Source organism: Mycobacterium sp. ITM-2016-00317 (assembly GCF_002968295.1).
Lineage (GTDB): Bacteria > Actinomycetota > Actinomycetes > Mycobacteriales > Mycobacteriaceae > Mycobacterium.
This window is the reverse complement of sequence record NZ_CP134399.1, coordinates 5352039-5375781: the sequence shown is the minus strand read 5'-3', so window position 1 is coordinate 5375781 and position 23743 is coordinate 5352039. Positions and strand designations below refer to the sequence as shown.

Sequence of the window (23743 nt, the reverse complement as noted above, 5' to 3'; positions counted from 1 at the left end):
TCAGCTCTCCTGTGTGTCGCGGGCGACGGCGTCGCGCATCGCCTGTAGCCAGTAGCCGTGCTGCACCGGGTAGAGGCCCTCGTCCTCGTTCTTCACCCCGGCGGAGATCACGCCGTCCATGCCCAGCGACCTGGCCACCTCGTCTGGCCCGCTGAGCCAGTGCTGCGCACCGCGGCTCATGTCGTTCCACGGTGCCGCCTCGGCGCGGAAGGTCAACTGGCAGGAGCGGAACTCCTCGAGATCGTCGGGGGTGGCCATCCCGGAGGCGTTGAAGAAGTCCTCGTACTGGCGGATGCGGTGGGCCCGCGCGGTGGCGCTCTCACCCTTGGGGGCGATGCAGTAGATGGTGACCTCGGTCTTGTCCGGGGCGATCGGGCGGAAGTGCCGGATCTGTGTCGAGAACTGGTCCATCACATAGACGTTCGGGTAGACGCACAGATTGCGTGAGCCCTTGACCATGAACTCGCCCTTGGCGTCGCCGTGGGCGGCTTTGAGCTCGTCGAGTTTGTCCCACAACGGCCGGTCCTGCGGGTTGGCCGCCCACGTCCACAGGCACAGGTGGCCGTGCGGGAAGGACCAGTAACCGCCGCCCGACTTGCCCCAGCCCCCGGCGTCGAGGGCCTTGGTGTCGTTCTTGGACTCGCCGGTGTTGCGCCGGCTGGTGGTCGCGGCGTAGTTCCAGTGCGTGGCCGTCACGTGGTAGCCGTCAGCGCCGTTCTCGGCCTGCACCTTCCAGTTGCCGTCGAAGGTGTAGGTCGAGGATCCGCGCAGCACCTCCAGCCCGTCGGGGGACTGGTCGACGAGCATGTCGATCACCTTGGTGGCGTCGCCGAGGTGATCGGTCAGCGGCAGCACGTCCGGGTTCAGGCTGCCGAACAGGAAGCCGCGGTAGTTGTCGAACCGGGCGACACGGGTCATGTCGTGTGAGCCGTCGACGTTGAAGGTGTCCGGATAGCCGGCGCCCTCGGGGTCCTTGACCTTGAGCAGCGCACCGTCGTTGCGGAACGTCCAGCCGTGGAACGGACACGTCAGCGTCATCCGGTTGTCGGTCTTGCGGCGGCAGATCATCGCGCCACGGTGTGCGCAGGCGTTGATCAGACAGTTCAGGGTGCCGTCCTTGGCGCGGGTGATCACCACCGGTTGGCGGCCGATGTAGGTGGTGAAGTAGTCGCCGGGGTTGGGGAGCTGGCTCTCGTGCGCGAGGTAGATCCAGTTGCCCTCGAAGATGTGCTTCATCTCCAGCTCGAAGATGTCCTCGTCGGTGAAGATGCGCCGGTTCGCCTTGTAGGCGCCGCCCTCGGGGTCGTCGACCACAGCGTCGGCGAGGACCGACGCCACATGGCTCTGGGGTTGGGTAGAAGTGGTCATCGAGGGCCTCCACAGCTGGTGAACGTGATGTCTCCCTGCACACTGGCACGCAGTGTCGACGGTCACACTAGGCAAATTGCTAGTCCTGCCCTGGGCGGTAATTGATAAGCACCTTCGATCAATGAGCCGATAACAGGTCTTTGTTCGATATGGATCTCGGGTCTACCGTCGGAAGTGTCGGCAGTCACACCAGTCCCGTCGCGGGCTGCAACCACACCCGAGAGGAGCGTCCGATGGAGCTGCGCCACCTGCGCTACTTCCTCGCCGTCGCGGAGACGTGCCATTTCGGGCAGGCCGCGGAGCAGCTGCACATCGCTCAGCCCGCCTTGTCGTACGCGATCCGGCAACTGGAGAACGATCTGGACGCCACGCTGTTCACCAGGACCACGCGCCAGGTGTCGCTGACCCCGGCCGGTGAGTTCCTGCGCACCGAGGCGGCACGGATCCTCGACGGCGTCGATGCGGCGCAACGAGGGGTGCGCCGCATCGCCGCCGGCCGCAGCGGGATGGTGCGACTGGGGCTGACCGGCACCGCGGCGTTCTCGCACCTGCCCAAGATCGCGCGCATCGTCCGGCAGGAACTGCCCGCCGTCGCACTCGACATCCACGCCGACATGCTCACGCCCGCGCAGTGCGACGGACTGCGCGCCGGCACGCTGGACCTCGCCGTGCTGCGCCCGCCCGCGACCGGAACGGACATCGAGGCGCGCGTCATCGACGTCGAACCGCTGATCCTGGCGGTGTCGGCCGATCACCGGCTGGCCGCCGAGCCCGTGGTGTCGCTGGCCGACCTGCGCACCGAGCCGTTCATCGGCTACGCCGCGCAGGATTCGGCGGTCAACGACGCGGTGATGCGCAGCTGCCGCCGCGCCGGCTTCGTGCCGCACCGCGAACACGGTGCCCCCGGCACCGCGGTCCTGCTGGCCCTGGTTGCCGCAGGGCTCGGTATCGCCGTGGTGCCCGCATCGGTGCGCGCGCTCCCGTTGCGCGGCGTGGTCTTTCGCGACCTCGTCGACGGCGGCACCGTCGAGCTCGCACTCGCCTGGCGGTCCGGTGCGGACCAACCCGTCGTCGAGGCCGTCGTCGCCGTGCTGTCCGCGGAACTGACCGACCCCGCAAACCCGGAAGTCCAGGAGTTACTGTGAAAATCGTTGCTGTCGAGGCGATCCCGTTCGCCATCCCGTACCTCAAACCTCTGCGTTTCGCATCTGGTGAGGTCCGCACCGCCGAACACGTGCTGGTGCGCGTCCGCACCGACGAAGGCGTGGTCGGCGTCGCCGAGGCCCCGCCGCGGCCCTTCACCTACGGCGAAACCCAGGACGGCATCCTCGCGGTGATCCGACAGATCTTCGCACCGCAACTCGTCGGGCTCACCCTGACCGAACGCGAGGTCGTGCACGCCCGGCTGGGTCGCACCGTTGGGAACCCGACCGCCAAAGCCGCAGTGGACATGGCGATCTGGGACGCGCTCGGGCGCAGTCTGGACCTACCGGTCAGCGCGATGCTGGGCGGCTACACCGACCACATGCAGGTCAGCCACATGCTCGGCTTCGACACTCCCGACAAGATGGTGGCCGAAGCCGAACGGATCCAAGCCGAGTACGGCATCACCACGTTCAAGGTGAAGGTCGGCCGGCGTCCCGTCACGCTGGACACCGCGGTGGTACGGGCGCTGCGGGAACGCTTCGGCGGCACCATCGACCTCTACGTCGACGGCAACCGCGGCTGGACCGCCGCCGAATCGTTGCGGGCGCTCAAGGAGATGGCCGACCTCGACCTGCTCTTCGCCGAGGAACTGTGCCCCGCCGACGACGTGCTGGGGCGGCGCTGGCTGGTCGGACACACCGACATCCCGTTCATCGCCGACGAATCCGTGCCCACCCCGGCAGACGTCACCCGGGAGGTGCTCGCCGGGTCGGCGACCGCGATCAGCATCAAGACCGCCCGCACCGGATTCACCGGCTCCCAACGCGTGCACCACCTCGCCGAGGGGCTGGGACTGGAAGTGGTGATGGGCAACCAGATCGACGGCCAGCTGGGCACCGCCTGCGCGGTGGCCTTCGGTGCGGCATTCGAGCTGACATCGCGGCGGGCCGCGGAGCTGTCGAACTTCCTCGACATGTCCGACGACCTGCTCGCCACCCCGCTGCGGATCCGCGACGGCCGGCTGCACGTGCCGCCCGGCCCCGGCCTCGGTGTCGAGATCGATCCCGACAAGCTCGACCGTTACCGCACGGACAACTGAGATTCCCCCGGGCAGCCCCCGGGCTTTGTCAACACAATCGGAGAAAGAGACCGTCATGACCACCATGGAAACCCCGACCGACGTCGCCTCCGCCGCCGCATCCGGTGCGTCGGCGACCGAACGCTTCCGCACCGACAAGTCACCGTTCGACGCCGTGAAGGACACCCCGAAGGAGAGGGTGGATCTGCTGGCGCGCGAAGTGCTTTCGGCCGTGCACGACACCATCCGCCGGCACCGCGTCAGCTACGACGAGTACAACGCGCTCAAAGCGTGGCTGATCAACGTCGGCGCCGACGGAGAGTGGCCGCTGTTCCTCGACGTGTGGATCGAGCACGTCGTCGAGGACGTCGCAACCGACCACCGCGAAGGCAACAAGGGCACCATCGAGGGACCCTACTACGTGCCGGACGCGCCCGAATGTGGTGCGCTCGGCACCATCCCGATGCGCGACGGCGAGCAGGGCACCCCGCTGGTGTGGGAGGGCGCCATCACCTCCACCGACGGGACGCCGTTGCAGGGCAAGGTGGAGTTGTGGCACGCCGACGCCGACGGCTTCTATTCGCAGTTCGCCCCGAACCTGCCCGAATGGAACCTGCGTGGCACCTTCAGCACCGGCGCCGACGGGACGTTCGAAATCACGACGATCCGGCCCGCGCCGTACCAGATTCCGACCGACGGCTCCTGCGGCAAGCTGATCGCCGCGGCAGGATGGCACGCGTGGCGCCCGGCCCACCTGCACGTCAAGGTCTCCGCGCCCGGCCACGAGCAGCTGACCGCCCAGCTGTACTTCCCCGGCGACCCGCACAACGAGGACGACATCGCCGGTGCGGTGAAGTCCGAGCTGATCCTGGAACCACAGTCCCAGCAAGACGGGTCCGAACGAGTGGTCTACAACTTCGTGCTCGACCCCGCCAAGGCGTGACGCGCCGATGAAGTTCCACGTGCGCATGGACGTCGCGATCCCGCCGGATCTGGACCCGCAAGTACGGGCCGAGATGGTGCACCGCGAGAAGAACTACTCCCAGCAGTTGCAGCGCGACGGCAAGTGGCCGCACATCTGGCGCATCGTCGGCGAGTACGCCAACTACTCGATCTTCGAGGTCGAGTCCAACGACGAACTGCACCAGATCCTTTCGGGACTACCGCTGTTCCCGTACATGAAGATCCACGTCACGCCACTGGCGGTGCACCCGTCGGACGTGGCTGCGGGGTAGGTGCTTTCTGCCACGTTCCGGTGGGCTCGTGTGTCCCTGTGTTCCCACATATCCGCTTTTCTCAGCGGAAGTGCGAGAACAGCTCTGCACAGCGCGGATTCGTGTGACTCGTGGTGACGCGAGGGCGGCAGAATGGAGCCATGCGGGGCAGTCATTCGGAGACGGTGTGGTCGGAACTCGTGGGGACGGCTGCGGTGGTCGATCTGGAGTCGGCCTGCGAACTGTACGGCCGTGACATGCTGCCGTTTCCGCTGGGACGCACCCGTCCCGTCGGGTCGGTGTGGCTGGCCCGCCGAGATGTGGCACCGATCGAGGACCGGCTGCGCGACGGGGATCTCCGCGGAATCCGGATCTGGGTGGAAGCCCTTGTGCGCGCCGATGTCTGCGTCGAATGCCGGGTTCATCACTTCGACGAGGACGCACCTGACCTCCGACTGCACGGGTTGCGTAGCGACGGGGACGGGTTCGTCGCGATGCAACGCAGAGATCGTGACGGTGTCGACATCGTCGACGTCTACGCGGTACCGCCGGACAGCCTGGGGAGGGTGGTCACCGACGCGGCGGGACTGGTCGGTGCTGGGTCGCGGCCGCGGATTGCGGTCACCGGCGGCGGGGATCGTCTTCCGGCGCCGCCCGAAATGCTGGATCGGTACGACGATCTGGGGTTGACGATCACCCCCGCCGCGTCTCGGGAATCGGAAGTATCCGTCGTCGACGGCCGTGACGTCGTGGCGACCGGGACCGTGCAGTCGCGGTATGACGTGGCACGGCACTGGGGTATCGATCCGGACCGCCCGCTCCTGCAGTGGGTGCAGGTCCGTGACGACGGCGATTACCTGTACGAAGCCGACGACACCGGCTGCGCCGAACCGCTGGACGCCGAGACGCTGCGCGCCTTCATCGATCAGCTGATCATCCAGGGGTGAACCTGCGCTCGTCGAGGCGGCGCAGTGCGCGGTTGTCGACAAGCTCGTCGCGGTGTTCGGGGTGCTGCCAGTAGAACCGCACCCATTCGCGGAGCGCGTCACTGTTGTCGGTGATGGTGTCGGTCACCAGCATTGCGCTGCGGTTCTTGGGCAGTTTCAAGACGATCATCTCGCGGCCGATGCTTCGGCCACGGGGCTGACGGTCCAAGATTTGTTCGATCTCGTCCCATTCTCCGCGCTTGAAGATGCCCCAGTGGCCGTTCCACAGTTCAAAGCCGCCCGGGTGCAGGCGCAGGTGGCTGTCGCCATGCCGGAACATCCGGTAGAGGACCGGGATCCCGAACATCAGGATGAAGATACAGCCGGACGGAACGGTCACGCGGAGAACGCCTCTCGGGACGTAATCGACCATGCCCTGAGGCGCGAACACCAGATACAAGCCCGCGGCGAGAACACCGCATGTGAACCCGCCGATGCTCACAGGATCGAGCCACTTCGCCGGCCGCAGCACCGTGCCGGTGGCGCCGTGTTCGGTCCGCGGGCGGGCAGCCCCCGACAGCGCGTACCCTGCCTGGAAAGCCGTAGTGGAGCACATGATCCCGGCACCGAGCATGATGATCGCAGTCAGGTAACTGCCGCGGGCAAGCCAGGTCCCAGACCATGCGGTAAAGAAGATCGACGTGGTGGCTACGCATATGATGGCCACGATCAGTCGGGCGTGGGATTTCATCGCGGACAGAACATGTTGCCGATCCAGTTGCCCAACGCCTGCCCGCCGCCGGCGGCGCCGAATACCACAACGGTGGTGACCAGCGGAGTCATTGGGGCGGTAACAATACCCCCGAGAGTGCCCGCTGCCACCGAGGTGGCGCCTTCGGCTGCCGCGACGCACTTCTCGAACCCGGAATCCGCGACCGCGACGTCCCATAACGCGGTGGCGATGCCCAAAGCCGGGCCGCCGTACTTCGCGCCGATGCGGACCTTCTCGGTCGCCTCATCGGTGAGCATCGGGATACCTTTTCCGGCTTGGTTTTCCACACCGCTGAGGCCGGCACCGGCAGCTGTCAGAATCGGATGGTTGTACAGGTCGAGCGGGACATCGGCCTGGCGGCCGTCCGGAGTCGTGATGGTGCCGACCTTCTGGCCGTTGGGCCGTTCGAGGAAATGGATGACCGTGCCGTCGGCGAGTTGTGTCGTGGTCGATTTCGAGCCGGCCAGACTGTGGTGCGCCCAGTCCTCGAAGACGACCGAGGTCGTCTCCGAGATCTTGTTGCCGTCCTTGTCGAATTGCACTTCGGTGGTCAGCGGTCCGCGGTCCGAAAATTGCGGTTCGGCATTGACAGTCCTGACGTGTCTGCTGCCGTCCTGCATGAAGAGCGTCGTGGTGGTGGCGACTTCTTCTCCGGTGTCAGGGTTGAACTGCTTCTCCACCTTGGTATCCCGAATCGTCTGGGCCATGTCCGCGTCCCTGATCGTCGCCTGTTGGAGAAGGCCAAGGGTGGTCGACGGATCGGGGACGTCGTCACCGGGCTTTTCTGTTCCCGGTACCAGCAGGCCGCCGAGACCGGCCGGGTTCGGCACCTCGAATCCGAACGGCTGGGCGGCGCCGGTCACGGCGGCGGCCGTCTCGTCATCGGCGGCTCCCACTGCCAACAGCAGTCGGTTGACCACGGCCTGCTCGGCCTGCGCCCGACGTTCCAGCACCGCGGTCTGCTCGGCCGACAGTGGTGCGCCGGTGATCAACACCGCCCACTGGTCGCTGACGTGCAACTGGCCGCCCATGTCGAGGTGATCAGCCTTGTCCAGCAGCGCGGTTCGGGTCGCGCCGATGGTGCCGGCGCCATCTGCCAGGGCTTGACCGACTGCGGTGGTGTACGCCGTGAACGCGCCTGTCTGCTTCGCCGCCCGCTCGAACATCGACGTGGCCGCCGAGTGGGCGCCACCCGACCATGCCCTGGTGTCCGGCATCGTTGCGATGTTGGTGCTGACCGCCGTCACCGCCTCCTCGACCGCCCTGCCTGTGTCGATGATCGACTGGCCGGCGGACGTCAGTGTGTCGGGATTCCAGCGTTCCAGCCGGGAGCGTGAGGGCAACACGAATCAGAAGATCCCGACGAAGCGCTCGGCCAGGCCCTTGTCGGTCACCTCGTAGGTGTTGCCAGCTCCGCGTACCGCCGTACCCATCTCGGCGATATTGGCGGCGATCTGGTCGGCCAGCTGTTCGACGTGTGCGCCGACGAGCCCGACCGCCCATTGCGTGGTTGACCCGTCCAGCCCGTCGGCGGCCGAAGCGACCTTGCCCCCGACATCTGCTTCGCGAATCCGGACCGACGCGATATCCACCTGCCCGGCGAAGGCACGCAATACGTCAGGGTCAACTTCCACAGCAGTCTCCGTCCCACCGATCGACACGCAGCGTTTGCTAGAAGATTAATCGCGGCACGGAGGGGGTCCGGTCACCAATTTCGCGGCGCCGAGACGGAGTACTGGTCTGTCCGTCAGCGGGGGCGCGGCGAGACCGCCGTGGCGATGCGGTCCAACGCTTCCGAGTTGACGCGGTAGTAGGCCCATTTACCGCGTTGGTCGCGGCTCACCAGGCCGCTGTCGACGAGCAACTTCATATGGTGTGACACCGTGGGCTGACTCAGGCCGAGCGGTGCGGTGAGGTCGCAGACGCATGCCTCACCGCCGTCCGCGGCCGCGATGAGGGATATCAGTCTGACCCGCGCCGGCTCGGCGAGCGCCTTGAACACCGACGCGAGGCGTTCGGCAGCGGCCGCGTCCAGCACGCCACCCGTCAGAGGGGAACAGCACGCAGCCACGTCAGCGGTGGTCACGGAAGCGGTAGCGGTCGCCATGCGCTCCAGCATGGCACACACATTGACACTCTTCGATGCATCAAGCAGGATCATCCATCGAAGGTTGTCGATGAGAGGGGCGAGGCGTGTCGAGACTGCCCGTCGTGGTGATCGGAGCCGGTCCGTTGGGGTTGGCCGCGGCTGCTCAACTGCTGGAGCGAGGCCTCACACCAGTGGTGTTGGAGGCCGGTACGGGCCCAGGGGCGGCGGTGGGGCAGTGGGGGCATGTGCGCATGTTCTCGCCGTGGCCCGAACTGGTGGATCCCGCGGCCGCCCGCCTGTTGGCGGCGACGGGATGGGCCGCTCCTGACGCCGGCTTTCCGGCCGGCCGGGAGTGGATAGACGACTATCTGTCGCCGTTGGCGACGGCTCTCGGCCCGTGTCTGCATTACGGCGCACGAGTCGAAGCCGTATCCAGGCTCGGGCGGGATCGGCTGGTCAGCCCGGGCCGTGCCGAGACACCGTTCGTGGTTCATGTCAGCAGTGCCGACGGAATCGAGCACCGGGTGCAGGCCCGGGCGGTCATCGACGCCTCAGGCACCTGGGGTCAGCCCAATCCTGCAGGCGCCGACGGTGTTCCGGCGATCGGGGAACGCGGTGCGGCAGCCGCGGGCGTGCTCACCTATGTCCCGCCGACGCCGGCGCAGGCCTCGTCGCTGGCGGGCAAGCACGTGGCGGTGGTCGGCAGCGGACATTCGGCGATGACGGCGGTGATCCAACTCGCTGAGATGGTGCGCCGCGATCCGTCGACGACGGTGACGTGGCTGTTACGCCGAGGGGTGGTGGGGGACACCTTCGGCGGTGGTGCCGCCGACGAACTCCCGCAGCGCGGCGCGCTGGGCGTCCGGTCCAGGGAAGCGGTCGAGGCGGGTCGGGTTTCGTTGGTGACCGGTTTCCGTACCGAGCGCATCGACCTCGTGAACGGACGCGCGGTGGTGACGGCTGAGGACGGTCGAGCCCTGTCGCCGGCCGATCACGTGGTTACCCTCACGGGCTTCCGGCCGGATCTGTCGTTCCTGTCGGAGATGCGCATCGAGCTGGATCCGATCCTGCAGGCCCCCGTCCGCCTGGCCCCGTCGATCGACCCCAACGCACACTCGTGCGGCAGCGTGTTGCCGCACGGCGCCGCCGAATTGGCCCACCCTGAACCGAATCTGTACATCGTCGGGATGAAGTCCTACGGCCGGGCGCCGACCTTCCTGGCAATGACCGGCTACGAACAGGTCCGCAGCATCGCCGCCGAGCTGGCCGGCGACCATGAAGCAGCTCGACGTGTCGAGCTGACGCTGCCCGACACCGGGGTGTGCAACGGGGCCGGCTTGTTCGACAGTCCCGAGGCGGAGAACGCCGGCGGCGGCTGCTGCGGGCCGACCCCGACATCTCCACCGTCATCGGTGCAACCGTTGGCGATGCCGGGTACTCCGCTGGGCGGATGACCGGGACTGATCCTCTCGCGGCACCCCGCGCAGCGCACCGGCTGCGCTGGGTGCTGCTCACCCTGTGCGTCACCGAAATCACCAGCTGGGGCGTCCTCTACTACGCGTTCACCGTGCTGTCCGATGAGATCAGCGCTGACACGGGCTGGTCGGCGCCGGCGGTGACCGCGGCGTTCTCGACGGGTTTGGTGACCTCAGCCCTGGTAGGGATCCCCGTCGGGCGATGGTTGGACCGTGTCGGTCCGCGTTGGATCATGACGGCCGGTTCGGCCCTGGGTGCCGGGTCGGTGCTGGCCGTGGCGTCCGCCCCGAACTACGGCTGGTTCGTGGCAGCCTGGGTTCTCGCCGGGGTAGCGATGAGCGCCGTGTTCTACGCACCCGCGTTCGCGGCGCTGACCCGGTTCTTCGCCACCGACGCGGTGCGCGCGTTGACGGTGTTGACGCTGGTCGCGGGATTCGCCAGCACGGTGTTCGCGCCGCTGACCGCCGCGCTGTCGGCGCAATTGGACTGGCGACAAACCTATTTGGTGCTGGCTGCGGTCTTGGCCGTGATCACGGTTCCGGCGCACTTCTTCGGGCTGCGGCGCCCGTGGCCGCCGGTGACCACCGAGCACCACGTCGAAGCGCCGACGCGAACGGCGCGCAGCGGGTCGTTCCTGGCGCTGGTGGCCGCATTCGCGCTGTCCGGGTTGGCGTCGTATGCGGTGATAGCGAACCTGGTGCCGTTGATGGGCCAACGCGGCATCAGTACCGGGGCTGCGGCCGTCGCACTCGGCCTTGGCGGTGCCGGACAGGTCCTCGGCCGCCTCGGCTATCAAGCTCTGGTCCGTCGGGTCGGCGTCGTGCCCCGCACCGTCGGCATCATGGCCGGTGTCGCTGTCACCACCGCGCTCCTCGGGATGTTCAGCAGCTACGCCGCGTTGCTGGTCGTGGCCATCGGTGCCGGCGTGATGCGCGGCATCATGACGCTGCTGCAAGCCACCGCCGTCACGGAGCGTTGGGGCCCAACCCATTACGGTCGCCTCAGCGCACTCTTGAACGCACCGATCATGATCGCCACCGCCGTCGGCCCGTTCGTCGGCGCCGCGCTGGCCAGCCTGCTCGGCGGGTACTCCGCGATGTTCGTTGCGTTGGGGGCGGTCGCTACCGTGGGGGCGTTACTGGCGGCGGTGTCGCGGCCGCGCACCGACCCTCAGCCGGCCGCCGCTGAGTCCGGTGTGTAGGTCACGCCGACGCGCATCACAGGCCCAATGCCGCTGCAAGCGCCCGCAGGTTCGGCAGCGGGTCGTCGGTCGGGGCGTCGACGGCGACCTGCACGACCACGTGGTCTGCGCCGGCGTCCAGATGCGCGGTGACGGAGGCGGCCGCCTGTTCGGCCGATCCCATCCCGACCAGCGCGCGAGCCAGTCGTTCGGACCCGCCGATCACCAGGTCGGTCTCGTCGAAACCCTGTCGCAGCCAGGAGTTCCGGTAGTTGTCCAGCCGCGTGTAGAGGTCCAAGTGGCTGTGGGCACGACGCAGTTGATCGTCAGGGCTGCCACCGATGGCAACTGCCTGTTCGGTGACGATCCAGGGGTCCTCGCCGAGGATGGCGCGGGTGTTTCGCGTCTGTTCGGGCAGCACCAGATACGGATGGGCGCCGTCAGCACGCTCGCCGGAGAGTTCGATCATCTTGGGACCCAGTGCCGCCAGCAGACGCGTCGGCCGCGACCCGGACTCGAGCTCGGCCGGCACCGAACTCATGCCGTCCAGATAAGCGCGCATCATGGCCAGCGGCTTGCGGTACGCGCCGCCGAGGGAGCCTTCGACGAACGGGGCGTGACTGACGCCCAGGCCGAGGACGAACCGTCCCGGGTGCAGGGCGGTGAGCATCCGGGCGCCACTTTCGGCCGCCGTCGGCAATCGGACGTGGATGTTGGCGATGCCGGTACCGACCACCAAGCGCTCGGTGGCGCCCAGCAAGGCTGCGGATTCGATCATCACGTCCTTGCCGTTGCCCTCGGGCATGAACAACGACCCGTATCCGAGCGCCTCGATCTCGCGAGCCATGTTCTGCGCCTCGCGGATAGGCCAGGGCTCGCTGTTCCAGAACACGCCGACCTTCGACGGAAAATCAACGGAGCCAGGCTTGTTCGCCATATCAGTACCTTCTCTCGTGAAGTGGACGTGCTCACATGAAGATCGCGCGCACCAGTCGGACGGCGTAGTCGGATTCAGGATTCGTGGTTCCGTCGCCAACTCGTTCGGCGATGGCGCCGACGATTCCCATCTTCACTTCTCCTCCTTGATTGTGGTCATTCGTCAGTCGACGGCGGGGTACGCGAGACCCTCGAGCGTGCGCCGAAGGTCGCGGAGGCCGGCATCGTCCAGTTGGCATGCGGACTTGATCTTGTCGGTGACGCCGCGGACCTCCGACTCGATGGCGCGACTGGCAGCGGTCAGATCGACCAGCACCCGTCGCTCGTCGGTGCGATCTCGGACGCGCGAGACCATTCCGGCGGCCTCCAAGCGCTTCACCAGGGGGGTGATCGTGCCTGTGTCCATGTCCAAGCGTGCACCGAGCGCACCGACGGTCTGAGGTGCGCCGTCGAGCAGCGCCAGGATGGCCAGGTACTGCGGAAAGGTCAGTCCCAGCGGTTCGAGGAATGGCTTGTGCAGGCGGACCATCCGGTTCGCTGCTCCGTAGAGCGCGAACGACAATTGCTCGCCCAGTCGAGTTTCCGAGTCGGGCGGCGTCGACGAGGACAGAACTCCAGCGCGCGATTCCATAGTGCTCTAGATACTAGTGCCAGAGATGAACCGGCTGCCAGGTCATCGTTGCGGCACAACGAGGGGTTGGCGAACGCTTTCGACCCCGCAGCTGTCGCGACCCGACCGGAGCGATCGGTTTCGGTCGCACCGGATGCGGCGCGGATGCGGTCTCCGAGGAGTCACTGCGGGCCGGCAAGTAAGAAGGCCCCGACCGGAATTCCCGGTCAGGGCCTTTCAACTGCGATCACACGAGTCGGGGTGGCGGGATTCGAACCCACGACCTCTTCGTCCCGAACGAAGCACGCTACCAAGCTGCGCCACACCCCGAGTGAAGCCACGACAGCGTATCGCACCGGGCGCCACCGACGCCAAACGCCTCCGAGTGACGCGACACACCCCGGGATGGATCCGACCTGTCGGTGGCGTTATGCACACTGACAGACACCACCGAACGGAACGGGGCGAGAAATGACCGGGTTGGGCGCATCGATCTACCTCGGATTCTTCCTGCTGGCCGCGCTGTGGCTGTTCCTGACCTCCGACGGACCGCTCACCCGGGGGTCCGACGATCAGCGCCAGCGGCCGGACCGTTCGAATTCGGCCAGTACGTCGGCCGATTCCGCCGGTTCGATGCCGTGGCTGGTGAGCCACTCGGCGCAGAAGTAAGTGTCGGCGTAGCGGTCTCCGCTGTCGGCCAGCAGCGTGACCACCGACCCGCGGCGGCCGTCGGCCACCATCTCCGCCAGCAGCGCGAACGCACCCCAGATATTCGTCCCCGTCGACGGTCCAACCCGCCGCCCCAGCACCCTACTGACGTGATGCGCGGCCGCTACCGACGCGCTGTCGGGCACCGCCACCATCCGGTCCACCACGCCGGGCAGGAACGACGGCTCCACGCGCGGACGCCCGATCCCCTCGATCCGGGACGACGCGCCGGTCACCACGTCCTGCCCGCTGACGTAGGACGGGTAGAACGCCGAGTTCTCCGGGTCCACCACACACAACCGGGTGGGGTGCCGCCGGTAGCGGATGTAGCGGCCGATCGTCGCGCTGGTGCCGCCCGTGCCCGCCCCGACGACGATCCAGTCCGGCACCGGGTGGCTCTCCTGCTCCATCTGCTCGAAGATCGACTCGGCGATGTTGTTGTTGCCCCGCCAGTCCGTGGCGCGCTCGGCATTGGTGAACTGGTCCAGGTAGTGCCCGCCGGTCTCCTCGGCCAGCCGGTGCGCCTCGTCGTACACCTGCGCCGCCTCGTCGACGAAATGGCAACGGCCGCCCTGGGATTCGATCAACGCGATCTTCGACGCACTCGTCGACGCCGTCATCACCGCGATGAACGGCAACCCCAGCATCGCCGCGAAGTAGGCCTCCGACACCGCCGTCGACCCCGACGAGGCCTCGATCACCGTCGTGTCCTCGCCGATCCACCCGTTGCACAGCGCGTACAGGAACAGCGACCGCGCCAGCCGGTGCTTGAGACTGCCCGTGATGTGGGTGGTCTCGTCCTTCAGATACAACGAGACGCCGGCCGACCAACTCGCGGGCAGCGGGTAGCGCAGCAGATGCGTGTCAGCGCTGCGGTGCGCGTCGGCCTCGATCAGCCGGACCGCGTTGTCCACCCATGCCCGCGACTGACGACACGGGCCCGACGGGCTCACCGCGCCGATACGGTCGGGCTCGACTGACCGGCCCTCGCTCCCGCGTCGGAACCGCCGGTCGGCGCCGCCACCAGCGTCAGCAACGTCGCCTCGGGCCGGCAGCAGAACCGCAGCGGAGCGAACGGCGACGTGCCGATGCCCGCCGACACGTGCAGCTGGGTGCGCGCACCCCATCGCGACGGGCCCTTGGCCCGGGACCGGTCGAGGTCGCAGTTGGTGACGATCGCCCCGTAGAACGGCAGGCACAGCTGGCCGCCGTGGGTGTGCCCGGCCATCACCAGCTGGTAGCCGTCTGCGGCGAACCGGTCCAGCACCCGCGGCTCCGGCGAGTGGGTCAGGCCCAGCGTCAGGTTGGCCGCCGGGCTCGCCGGCCCGGCGATGGTCTCGTAGCGGTCGCGGGCCAGGTGCGGGTCGTCGACGCCGGCAGCGGCGATGTGCAGGCCGTTCACCTCGAACTCGCGGCGCGTGTGCGTCATGTCCAGCCAGCCGCGCTCGGTGAACGCCGCGCGCAGGTCCTGCCAGGGCAGCGGCTCGCCGTGGATGCGGTGGGTGGGCTTGGTCAGATAGTTGGCCGGGTTCTTCAGCTTCGGCGCGAAGTAGTCGTTGCTGCCGAACACGAAGACGCCGGGCACCGACAACAGGTCACCGAGGGCCTGCACGACGGCCGGCACCGCTTTCGGGTGGGCCAGGTTGTCGCCGGTGTTGACGACCAGATCCGGCTCCCAGCCCGCCAGCTCGCGCAGCCAGTCCTGCTTGCGGCGCTGCGCCGGACGCATGTGGATGTCGCTGATGTGCAACACCTTCAACGGCGACGACCCGGGGGACAGCACCGGCATCGTGGCTTCGCGGACGACGAACGCGTTGCGCTCGATCAGCGACGCATACCCGATGCCGGCGACGAGGGTGCCGACCGACGCGGCAGCCGTGGTCTTGAGGATCGTTCCCGGTGAAGCGGCAGGCATTGGTCCAGCCTATCGCTATTCGCTGCGGGCGACAGGCACCCGAGGTCAGCCCGGCGGTGGCGGCGGGGGAGGCGGAGGCGGGCCGAGAACCGGCACCGTGATCGGCGGCAGACCCGGGATCTGGATCACCTGCTGTCCGACCGGTGGCGGCGGCAGGCCGGGGATCGGTTCCGCGGCCGGGGGCGGCGGAGGCGCGATCCCGTTGGACACCTGGATCGTGATGATCGAGCCCGGAATGGTCTGCCCGCTCGGCGAGGTGCCCACGACCGTGCCGCGAGACGACGTGCTGTTCACCGACGACGCCTGCTCGGCGACCTGGAAACCGGCCTCGCGCAGGCGCTGCCGCGCGATGTCCTCCTTGAGCCCGGCGACGGTCGGCACCTTCGAACCCGGGCCGCCCTCGACGTAGCGCGGATCCGTCGGGGGCAACGTGACGTCACCGAACGCGGTGGCGATCGGAGTCATCGCGGTGAACCACGTGCGGGCCGGCTCGTTGCCACCGAACAGGTTCCCGGAGCCGCACTGGCGCAGCGGGAACGAACACAGCTCGGTCGGAGCCGTCGAATCGTCGTAGATGTAGCTGGCGGCGGCGTACTGGTTGGTGAAGCCCAGGAACGCCGACGAGCGGTTGGCCTCGGTGGTGCCGGTCTTGCCGGACATCGGCAACGACCACCCCGACGCGCCTGCCGCACCGGCGGCGGTGCCCGCGCCGGTGTCGTCCTTGCTCATCGCCACGGCCAGCGTGTTGGCCAGGCCTTCGGGGACCGCCTGTTCGCACGTGTCGGTCGTCACCGACACCGGCTCGCCGTAGCGGTCGTAGACCTCGGCGATCGGGTTCGGTGGGCACCAGGTGCCGCCGGAGGCCAGCGTCGCGGCGACGTTGGACAGCTCGAGGGCGTTCACCTCGATCGGGCCCAGCGTGAACGACCCGATGTTCTGCCGCTTCACGAAGTCGGCCAGGCTCTCGTTGCTCTCCGGGTCGTAATCGCGTGCGGTGCCGGGCAGCGCGTAGGACCGCAACCCGAGCCGCACCGCCATGTCGACGGTGCGCTGCACGCCCACCTGGGCGATCAGCTTCGCGAACGCGGTGTTCGGCGAGGTGGCCAGCGCGTCGGTGACACTCATCTGACCGCGGTAGTTGCCCGCGTTCTGCACGCACCACGTCGCCGGCGGGCACCCGCGCGCGCCGCCGCTGCCGAGGCCCTTGGCCTCGAATCGGCTGGGCGCGTCGAGCTGGGTGTTGATGCCCATGCCCATCTCCATGGCCGCGGCGGTGGTGAAGATCTTGAACACCGAACCGGCGCCGTTGCCGACCAGCGAGAACGGCTGGGGCTGCATCGTCTCACCGGCATCGAGGTTCAGGCCGTAGGTGCGGTTGCTGGCCATCGCGAGCACCGGGTGGGATTCCTTGCCCGGCCGGATCACGCTCATCACGCTCGCGACCCCGGGCAGATCGGGGCTCGCATACTCGTTGATCGCGTTCTTCACCGTCGCCTGCACGTCCGGGTCCAGCGTGGTCTTGATCATGTAGCCGCCCTTGGCGACCTGGTCCTTGCTGATCCCGGCGCGGGCCAGGTACTCCAGCGCGTAGTCACAGAAGAACGCGCGGTCGCCCGCGGCGATGCAGCCGCGCGGCAGTTCCTTCGGCTGGGGCAGCACGCCGAGCGGCTGCTGCCGGGCCACGCGCAGCTCGTCTGCGTACTCGGGCAGGTTGTCGATCATGGTGTCGAGCACCACGTTGCGACGGGCCAGCGCGCCCTCGGGGTTGGTGTAGGGATTCAGCGTGCTGGTCGACTGCACCATGCCCGCGAGCAGGGCGGCCTGCTGCCAGTTCAAATCCGTGGCGTTGATGCCGAAGTAGGTCTGTGCCGCGTCCTGCACCCCGAACGCGTTATTGCCGAACGACACCAGGTTCAGGTAGCGCGTCAGGATCTCCGGCTTGGTGAACGTCTTGTCCAGCGTCAGCGCCATCCGGATCTCCCGCAGCTTGCGGGCCGGGGTGGTCTCGATCGCGGCGCGCTTCTCGGCGTCGGTCTGTGCGACCACCAACAGCTGATAGTTCTTCACGTACTGCTGTTCGATCGTCGAACCGCCGCGGGTGTCCAGGTTCCCCGACAGGTAGCCGGACAGGCCGGTCAGTGTTCCCTGCCAGTCGACACCGTTGTGGTCGGCAAACCTCTTGTCCTCGATCGAGACGATCGCCAGCTTCATCGTGTTGGCGATCTGGTCGCTGGGCACCTGGAAGCGTCGCTGGTTGTACAGCCACGCGATGACGTTGCCCTTGCTGTCGGTCATCGTCGAGACCTGCGGGACCTCGCCCTCGACCAGTTGGGCCGAACCATTGGCGACGACGTCGGAAGCACGGTTGGAGATCAAGCCGAAGCCGCCCACGAGCGGGAACATCAATCCGGCGGCCAGCACGCTGGCGAGTAGCACGCACCAGGCGAGCTTGATGACCGTCACCGCGCGCGGCGGCCTGCCCGAGGGGTGCTCCGGCATGGGTACAGACTAGCGACGATATTCGCCGCCCCCGCCGCGAGCGGTCCGCACACGGTCGTGTCAGGCCATGTCAAACGCCGTTGACGAGCGCTTGTGCGACGAACGGGCCTGCGCTGGTCGCGCACTGTACCCCCCTGACGGCACGGTCGTCCCAAAAAAGTGGTCACGGACGTATTGCGCAAACTGGCCCTGACCACCTAAGTTGAGCTGACAGTGCGATGCAGGTCACACCTGCTACTCGCAGTGTGGCGTAGATCGCACAAGCTATCGACGCGTGGGTTAATAATCGTCTGCGTTGTCGGGGCGCGGCCAGAACGATAGGGGATCGCCGGTGTCAACAGTCAAGCCTGCGGCTCGTACTACCTCCGTGGACCCATCCGGCCAGTCCATACTTCACGGGGCCGAAGCCGAAGCCCGAATCGCTTGGGTTTCGCAGGCCAGGTGTCGTCAGACGGACCCGGATGAGCTCTTCGTCCGCGGCGCAGCACAGCGCAAAGCGGCAGTCATCTGCCGCCACTGCCCCGTCATCGCCGAGTGCGGCGCGGACGCGTTGGACAACCGCGTCGAGTTCGGCGTCTGGGGCGGCATGACCGAGCGTCAGCGCCGGGCTCTGCTTAAGCAGCATCCCGAGGTGGTCTCCTGGGCCGACTTCTTTGCTGCGCAGCGCAAACACCGCACTGCCGGCTGAACAGACGTTCAGCTAAGCCGCGATTGCCTGATTCGCGGGTTGGCGGCATCGTCGCAAACGACCTGAAACCGCGGTAACCGCGCCCCACGGGGCGCGGTTACTTCGTCGCTGGACGGTGCGCCCCGCCCGCCGCTTCGATCCGCGGCTACGCCGCGTTCGTGATCTGGTCGGCGATCGCCCGCAACGCCTCCAGGTCGGACACGTCGAACGGCAGGGACGGCACGCCCACGATCGCCACGGTCGGGTTCGCGCCGGTGAAGCGCGCCAGCAGCCGCACTTCCCGCTTGGCCGTCGACGCCCGGTCGGCATGAATGCGCAGCGCCGCCACGGCCACCGAGTCCGGATCGGTCTCGGCCAGTTCGTCGGCCGCCTCGGCGGCCTTGTCCGCGTGCAGTTCACACAGCGTCGGATGCGTGCGGTTGAGGATCAGACCCGCCAGCGGCATGTGCTCCGAGGACAGCCGGTCGACGAAGAACGAGGCCTCACGCAGCGCATCGGGCTCGGCCGCCGACACCACCACGAACTGCGTGCCGCGCCGCTTGAGCAACTCGTAGGTGCGGTCGGCCTTCTCCCGGAAACCGCCGAACGTCGCGTCCAGAGATTGCACGAAAGACGCTGCGTCCGAGAGCATCTGGGACCCGAGGATCGTCGACATGCCCTTCATGGCCAGACCGACCGCGCCGGTGACCAGCCGGCCGATACCTCGTCCCGGCGCCAGCAGCATCCGCCACAGCCTGCTGTCCATGAAACTGCCCAGACGTTTGGGGGCGTCGAGGAAGTCCAGCGCATTGCGCGACGGGGGAGTGTCGACGACGATCAGATCCCACTTGTCCTCGGCCAGAAGCTGACCCAGCTTCTCCATGGCCATGTACTCCTGCGTGCCGGCAAGCGAGGTGGCCACGGTTTGGTAGAACTGGTTGTCCAAGATGGCGTCCGCGGTCCCGGGCCCGGAGTACTGCACCACCATCTCGTCGAACGTACGGCGCATGTCGAGCATCATCGCGTGCAACTCACCGGTGACCTCCGGCGCCAGCGGCACCCGCTGCGGGGTATTGCCGAGGTCGCGGATCCCCAGTGCCTGGGCCAGCCGCTTGGCCGGGTCGATGGTGAGCACCACGACGGTGCGCCCGTATTCGGCGGCGCGCAACGCCATCGCGGCGGCGGTCGTGGTCTTGCCGACGCCGCCCGCACCGCAGCAGACCACCACCCGGTTGGAGGTGTCGCGCAGGACCGACGCCATGTCGAGGACCGGTGGGGTGTGGCTCATCGTGTCTCTCCGCTGCTCACCGCACGCCCTGATGGGCGAGCTCTTCTGCCAGTTCGTAGAGGCTGCCCAGGTCGACGCCGTCGGACAGCGTCGGCAGATCCAGGCGGGCCACGTCGAGCTCGGCGAGCTGCTCGGCGCTCGCGTTGCGTGCCGCGATGCGGGTCGCGTGCTGGATCGTCTCGGTGAGCAGCCCCGCGAAGTCGTCGTCGGACAGCGTGATGCCCGCCGCGGTCAGGCCGGCCCGAACCGCGTCGGCGTCGATGACGCCTTCCGCAGCCTTGGCCAGGTCCTCCGGCGACAGGTACGCGGGGATGTTGCGGTTGACGATGACGGCGCCGATCGGCAGACCCATCTCGCGCAGTTCGTCGATGGCCTCCAGGGTCTCCTGGATGGGCAGCGCCTCCAGCAGCGTGACCAGGTGCACCGCCGTCAGGTCCGAGTGCAGCAGCTTGACCACGCCTTCGGCTTGGGAGTGCACCGGCCCGCCCTTGGCGAGGTCCGAGACCGCCTTCGTGACGTCGAGGAACCGCGCGATGCGGCCGGTGGGCGGCGAATCCACCACGACCGCGTCGTAGACGGTGGCATTGCCCCGCTGCTGGCTTTTGTCGTTGCGGGTGACGATCTCCTTGATCTTCCCGGTCAGCAGCACGTCACGCAGGCCCGGTGCGATCGTCGTCGCGAACTCGACCGCGCCGATCCGGCGCATCGCGCGCCCGGCCAGCCCGAGGTTGTAGAACATGTCCAGGTACTCGAGGAACGCGGCCTCGGTGTCGATCGCCAGCGCGTTCACCTGTCCGCCCCTCTCGGCGGTCGCGATCTTGACCTCTTCATAGGGCAGCGGCGGCACGTCGAAGAGCTGCGCAATGCCCTGGCGCCCCTCCACTTCGACGAGCAACACCTTCCGCCCACCGGCGGCCAGCGCCAGCGCGAGCGCGGCGGCAATCGTCGACTTGCCGGTGCCACCTTTTCCGGTGACGAAGTGCAGCCGGGCCTCGGTCAGGCGCGAGGGCCAGCCGAGGTGCTTGCTGCCGCCGGGTGTCGCCGAAGATGTGGTAGCCACGCAAGCATGCTAGCCAAGGCGGGTGCCATCACGGATAAGCTCTGCCGCATGAGCGAACCGACCCGCTGGGAGTACGCAACCGTCCCGCTGCTGACGCATGCCACGAAACAGATCCTCGACCAATGGGGTGAAGACGGCTGGGAGCTGGTGTCGGTCCTGCCCGGTCCCACCGGTGAGCAGCACGTCGCCTACCTCAAGCGGGCGAAATGAGTGACTGGTCGGCACGCCTGGATGAGCTCGGTATCGCGCTGCCCGAGGTCGTCGCGCCGCTGGCGGCCTACGTGCCCGCGGTGCGCACCGGCAACCTCGTCTACACCTCGGGGCAGCTGCCCATCGCGAACGGCGAGCTGGCCGCGACCGGCAAGGTCGGGGACGAGGTGTCCGCCGAGGATGCCGCGCACCTGGCGCGCCGCTGCGCGCTCAACGCGTTGGCCGCCGTCAATGGGCTGGTCGGCATCGACTCGGTGGTCAAGGTCGTCAAGGTGGTCGGCTTCGTCGCGTCGGCGTCCGGCTTCACCGGCCAGCCCGGGGTGATCAACGGCGCCTCCGAACTGTTCGGCGAGATCTTCGGCGAGGCCGGCGCGCACGCCCGCTCGGCGGTCGGGGTGGCGGAACTGCCGCGCAACGCGCCGGTGGAAGTGGAAGTGATTTTCGAGGTCGCGTGAGCGACGATCGGACGGAGGTCGCGTAGGTGGAGCACCCCGCGTACGGCCTGCTGCGACCGGTGACCGACACCGCGTCGGTGCTGCTGTGCGAGAACCCGGGGTTGATGACGCTCGACGGCACCAACACCTGGGTGCTGCGCGGGCCCGGTAGTGACGAGATGGTGATCGTCGACCCCGGTCCCGACGACAAGGACGAGCACATCGAGCGGCTCGCCGCGCTGGGCAAGATCGCCCTGGTGCTCATCAGCCACCGGCACGCCGACCACACCGCCGGCATCGACCGCCTGGTCGACCTGACGGGTGCGGTCGTGCGGTCGGTCGGCAGCGGATTCCAGCGCGGCCTCGGCGGCTCGCTGACCGACGGCGAGGTCATCGACGCGGCCGGCCTGAAGATCACCGTGATGGCCACCCCCGGCCACACCGCCGACTCGATGTCGTTCCTCGTCGACGACGCGGTGCTGACCGCCGACACCATCCTCGGGCGTGGCACCACCGTCATCGACACCGAGGACGGCGACCTGGGCGACTACCTGGAGTCACTGCGGCGGCTGCACGGACTCGGGCCCCGCCGGGTGCTGCCCGGGCACGGTCCCGAACTCGACGACGTGGTCTCGGTCAGCCGGACGTATCTGAGCCACCGGGAGGCGCGCCTCGACCAGGTGCGCGGCGCGTTGCGCGAACTGGGCGACGACGCCACCGCGCGGCAGGTGGTCGAGCACGTGTACACCGACGTCGACGAAAAGCTGTGGGATGCTGCCGAATCCTCGGTGCAGGCGCAGCTGGACTACCTACGGCGCTGACGACTGCTGCCGAAATTGCATTCCGCGCGGTCCCCAGGCGGGAAATCGCGCGTGGAATGCAATTTCGGCGAGATGGTTACCTCGCTCGGCGCGCCAGTCGCTCGGAGTCGCTGATCAGCACGCTCTTGCCTTCCAAGCGGATCCAGCCGCGATGGGCGAAGTCGGCCAGCGCCTTGTTGACGGTCTCGCGGGACGCGCCGACGAGCTGGGCGATCTCCTCCTGCGTCAGGTCGTGCGTCACGCGCAGCGCGCCGCCCTCCTGGGTGCCGAAGCGCTGCGCGAGCTGCAGCAGCTGCTTGGCCACACGGCCGGGCACGTCGGTGAAGATCAGGTCGGCGAGGTTGTTGTTGGTGCGGCGCAGGCGGCGGGCGAGCACGCGAAGCAACTGCTCGGCGATCTCGGGGCGGTCGGCGATCCACGCGCGCAGCGCCTCACGGTCCATCGACACCGCGCGCACCTCGGTGATGGTGGTGGCGCTGGACGTCCGGGGACCCGGATCGAAGATCGACAGCTCGCCGAACATGTCCGACGGACCCATGATCGTCAGGAGGTTCTCACGGCCGTCCGGTGAACGACGGCCGATCTTCACCTTCCCGGAGATGATGATGTACAGGCGGTCGCCGGGCTCACCCTCAGCGAACACGGTGTGTCCGCGCGGAAAGTCGACGGGCTGCAACTGCTTGGTCAGCGCGGAAACGGCGCTGGGTTCCACACCCTGGAAGATTCCGGCCCTGGCCAGGATCTCGTCCACGTTGCCCCTTATTGGCTTGATGATCAAAATTCGCGAGTCGACCTCGAAAGATCGTGAGATCAGTCTAGAGGTAGGTCCCTGTGTGACCTGCCCACGCTACACACGATCGGCATGTCGAGTCTGCCGAAATTGAGTATTGGCGAGCTCCCGAAAGTACTCACCTGTCGGCAGACCCGGCGCCGAAACCGGCTCAAGAAACCCGTCGGTCGGGGTGTCGCGCGGCAACACGCGCCGAAGGGCCGATTGTGGCGAATTGCCGGCCCCGGCCCGTGCCCGGGTCTCGGCGCAGGCGGCTTCGGCCTGCTGCAGCAGCTCGTCGACGTCGGGGGAGGGAAACGCATCGCGGCGCAACCCCGCCTCCACGCGCTCCAGACCGAGCGTCGCCAACATCAGCAACCCCGGGATCAGCGCAACGAGCAACCACGACACAACGCTGAAGTAAACACGGCGAAGATCTCGGCAGGATCACGAAAAGTCCACGTTAAGGACCTATCCACCGCACGGTGCGTCGGTGTCCGTCAGTACGCTGGCCTGGTGAGCGTGAAACCGGCCGACGGGGCGGCGACGGAGAAGGCCGGCGGCGCATCGGACCGCA

General features: G+C 67.8%; 24 protein-coding genes, 1 tRNA gene and 1 pseudogene. 11 read left to right on the top strand and 15 right to left on the bottom strand.

All coding sequences use genetic code 11. The features are described from left to right. Entirely contained in the window at positions 1-1368 is a 1368-nt protein-coding gene (gene benA, locus C6A87_RS25730; RefSeq protein WP_311114828.1) for a benzoate 1,2-dioxygenase large subunit, read from the bottom strand. 233 nt (positions 1369-1601) lie between these two features. Between benA and C6A87_RS25725 the strand changes: the two genes are divergently transcribed. The 5 genes from C6A87_RS25725 (at position 1602) to C6A87_RS25705 (ending at position 5753) form a co-directional block, all read left to right on the top strand. Next, complete coding sequence (locus C6A87_RS25725) at positions 1602-2513, top strand: LysR family transcriptional regulator (protein WP_311114827.1); 912 nt, start codon at positions 1602-1604, stop codon at positions 2511-2513. Continuing rightward, positions 2510-3613 carry an enolase C-terminal domain-like protein gene (locus tag C6A87_RS25720; RefSeq protein WP_311114826.1) on the top strand — a complete coding sequence of 368 codons (1104 nt, stop codon included), beginning with the start codon at positions 2510-2512 and terminating at the stop codon, positions 3611-3613. The genes C6A87_RS25725 and C6A87_RS25720 overlap by 4 nt, the downstream gene beginning before the upstream one ends. A 55-nt stretch (positions 3614-3668) precedes the next feature. Then, the gene (catA, locus tag C6A87_RS25715) at positions 3669-4535 is read left to right on the top strand and encodes a catechol 1,2-dioxygenase (protein WP_311114825.1); all 867 of its coding nucleotides are present in this window, start codon (positions 3669-3671) and stop codon (positions 4533-4535) included. Positions 4536-4542: 7 nt separating this feature from the next. Then, a complete protein-coding gene (gene catC, locus C6A87_RS25710; RefSeq protein ID WP_311114824.1) occupies positions 4543-4827 on the top strand; it encodes a muconolactone Delta-isomerase in 285 nt (94 codons plus the stop codon). Between the two features lie 140 nt (positions 4828-4967). Further along, complete coding sequence (locus tag C6A87_RS25705) at positions 4968-5753, top strand: hypothetical protein (protein WP_311114823.1); 786 nt, start codon at positions 4968-4970, stop codon at positions 5751-5753. Here C6A87_RS25705 and C6A87_RS25700 read toward each other — a convergent pair. The 4 genes from C6A87_RS25700 to C6A87_RS25685 form a co-directional block, all read right to left on the bottom strand. Next, positions 5740-6483 (bottom strand): hypothetical protein, encoded by a 744-nt coding sequence (locus C6A87_RS25700; RefSeq protein ID WP_311114822.1) that lies wholly within the window; start codon positions 6481-6483, stop codon positions 5740-5742. The genes C6A87_RS25705 and C6A87_RS25700 overlap by 14 nt on opposite strands. Further along, a complete protein-coding gene (locus tag C6A87_RS25695; RefSeq protein ID WP_311114821.1) occupies positions 6480-7850 on the bottom strand; it encodes a hypothetical protein in 1371 nt (456 codons plus the stop codon). Before C6A87_RS25695 ends, C6A87_RS25700 begins: the two co-directional genes overlap by 4 nt. Before the next feature lie 3 nt (positions 7851-7853). Beyond that, positions 7854-8138, bottom strand: coding sequence for a type VII secretion target (locus C6A87_RS25690; RefSeq protein ID WP_311114820.1), 285 nt, complete (start codon positions 8136-8138; stop codon positions 7854-7856). 113 nt (positions 8139-8251) lie between these two features. Next, entirely contained in the window at positions 8252-8611 is a 360-nt protein-coding gene (locus tag C6A87_RS25685) for a metalloregulator ArsR/SmtB family transcription factor (protein WP_311118082.1), read from the bottom strand. 86 nt (positions 8612-8697) lie between these two features. On the opposite strand from C6A87_RS25685, the gene C6A87_RS25680 reads away from it, so the two are divergent. Together C6A87_RS25680 and C6A87_RS25675 are read left to right on the top strand one after the other, a co-directional pair. After that, on the top strand, positions 8698-10047 hold the full coding sequence (locus tag C6A87_RS25680) for an NAD(P)-binding domain-containing protein (protein WP_311114819.1): 1350 nt from the start codon (positions 8698-8700) through the stop codon (positions 10045-10047). Then, on the top strand, positions 10044-11270 hold the full coding sequence (locus C6A87_RS25675; RefSeq protein WP_311114818.1) for an MFS transporter: 1227 nt from the start codon (positions 10044-10046) through the stop codon (positions 11268-11270). The genes C6A87_RS25680 and C6A87_RS25675 overlap by 4 nt, the downstream gene beginning before the upstream one ends. 16 nt (positions 11271-11286) lie before the next feature. Here C6A87_RS25675 and C6A87_RS25670 read toward each other — a convergent pair whose 3' ends face one another. The 6 genes from C6A87_RS25670 to ponA2 form a co-directional block, all read right to left on the bottom strand. Then, a complete protein-coding gene (locus tag C6A87_RS25670) occupies positions 11287-12186 on the bottom strand; it encodes a TIGR03620 family F420-dependent LLM class oxidoreductase (RefSeq protein WP_311114817.1) in 900 nt (299 codons plus the stop codon). Between the two features lie 162 nt (positions 12187-12348). Further along, complete coding sequence (locus C6A87_RS25665) at positions 12349-12816, bottom strand: MarR family transcriptional regulator (protein ID WP_311114816.1); 468 nt, start codon at positions 12814-12816, stop codon at positions 12349-12351. 235 nt (positions 12817-13051) lie between these two features. Further along, a tRNA-Pro gene (locus tag C6A87_RS25660) sits at positions 13052-13125 on the bottom strand. 242 nt (positions 13126-13367) lie between these two features. Continuing rightward, positions 13368-14456 carry a PLP-dependent cysteine synthase family protein gene (locus tag C6A87_RS25655; protein ID WP_311114815.1) on the bottom strand — a complete coding sequence of 363 codons (1089 nt, stop codon included), beginning with the start codon at positions 14454-14456 and terminating at the stop codon, positions 13368-13370. Then, positions 14453-15418 carry a metallophosphoesterase gene (locus C6A87_RS25650; protein WP_311114814.1) on the bottom strand — a complete coding sequence of 322 codons (966 nt, stop codon included), beginning with the start codon at positions 15416-15418 and terminating at the stop codon, positions 14453-14455. Before C6A87_RS25650 ends, C6A87_RS25655 begins: the two co-directional genes overlap by 4 nt. 45 nt (positions 15419-15463) lie before the next feature. Then, entirely contained in the window at positions 15464-17917 is a 2454-nt protein-coding gene (ponA2, locus tag C6A87_RS25645; protein ID WP_311114813.1) for a transglycosylase/D,D-transpeptidase PonA2, read from the bottom strand. Between the two features lie 331 nt (positions 17918-18248). Here ponA2 and C6A87_RS25640 point away from each other — a divergent pair, with 331 nt between their 5' ends. After that, positions 18249-18605, top strand: coding sequence for a WhiB family transcriptional regulator (locus C6A87_RS25640; RefSeq protein ID WP_311114812.1), 357 nt, complete (start codon positions 18249-18251; stop codon positions 18603-18605). A 122-nt stretch (positions 18606-18727) separates the two neighbouring features. Here C6A87_RS25640 and C6A87_RS25635 read toward each other — a convergent pair. Then, positions 18728-19872, bottom strand: a pseudogene (locus tag C6A87_RS25635) (ArsA family ATPase); the annotation flags it as partial. A 16-nt stretch (positions 19873-19888) separates the two neighbouring features. Then, positions 19889-20932, bottom strand: coding sequence for an ArsA family ATPase (locus C6A87_RS25630; RefSeq protein WP_311114810.1), 1044 nt, complete (start codon positions 20930-20932; stop codon positions 19889-19891). A gap of 48 nt (positions 20933-20980) precedes the next feature. Here C6A87_RS25630 and C6A87_RS25625 point away from each other — a divergent pair, with 48 nt between their 5' ends. The 3 genes from C6A87_RS25625 to C6A87_RS25615 are packed head-to-tail and all read left to right on the top strand — an operon-like array spanning position 20981 to position 22397. Then, positions 20981-21142, top strand: coding sequence for a DUF4177 domain-containing protein (locus C6A87_RS25625; protein ID WP_013472940.1), 162 nt, complete (start codon positions 20981-20983; stop codon positions 21140-21142). Continuing rightward, on the top strand, positions 21139-21597 hold the full coding sequence (locus C6A87_RS25620; protein WP_311114809.1) for a RidA family protein: 459 nt from the start codon (positions 21139-21141) through the stop codon (positions 21595-21597). Before C6A87_RS25625 ends, C6A87_RS25620 begins: the two co-directional genes overlap by 4 nt. 26 nt (positions 21598-21623) lie before the next feature. Continuing rightward, positions 21624-22397 (top strand): MBL fold metallo-hydrolase, encoded by a 774-nt coding sequence (locus C6A87_RS25615; RefSeq protein WP_311114808.1) that lies wholly within the window; start codon positions 21624-21626, stop codon positions 22395-22397. A gap of 76 nt (positions 22398-22473) precedes the next feature. On the opposite strand, the gene crp is transcribed toward C6A87_RS25615, so the two are convergent. Continuing rightward, positions 22474-23148, bottom strand: a complete 675-nt coding sequence (gene crp, locus C6A87_RS25610) for a cAMP-activated global transcriptional regulator CRP (protein ID WP_003931718.1) — start codon at positions 23146-23148, stop codon at positions 22474-22476. Between the two features lie 96 nt (positions 23149-23244). Beyond that, entirely contained in the window at positions 23245-23577 is a 333-nt protein-coding gene (locus tag C6A87_RS25605) for a hypothetical protein (protein ID WP_311114807.1), read from the bottom strand. Positions 23578-23743 lie beyond the last annotated feature (166 nt).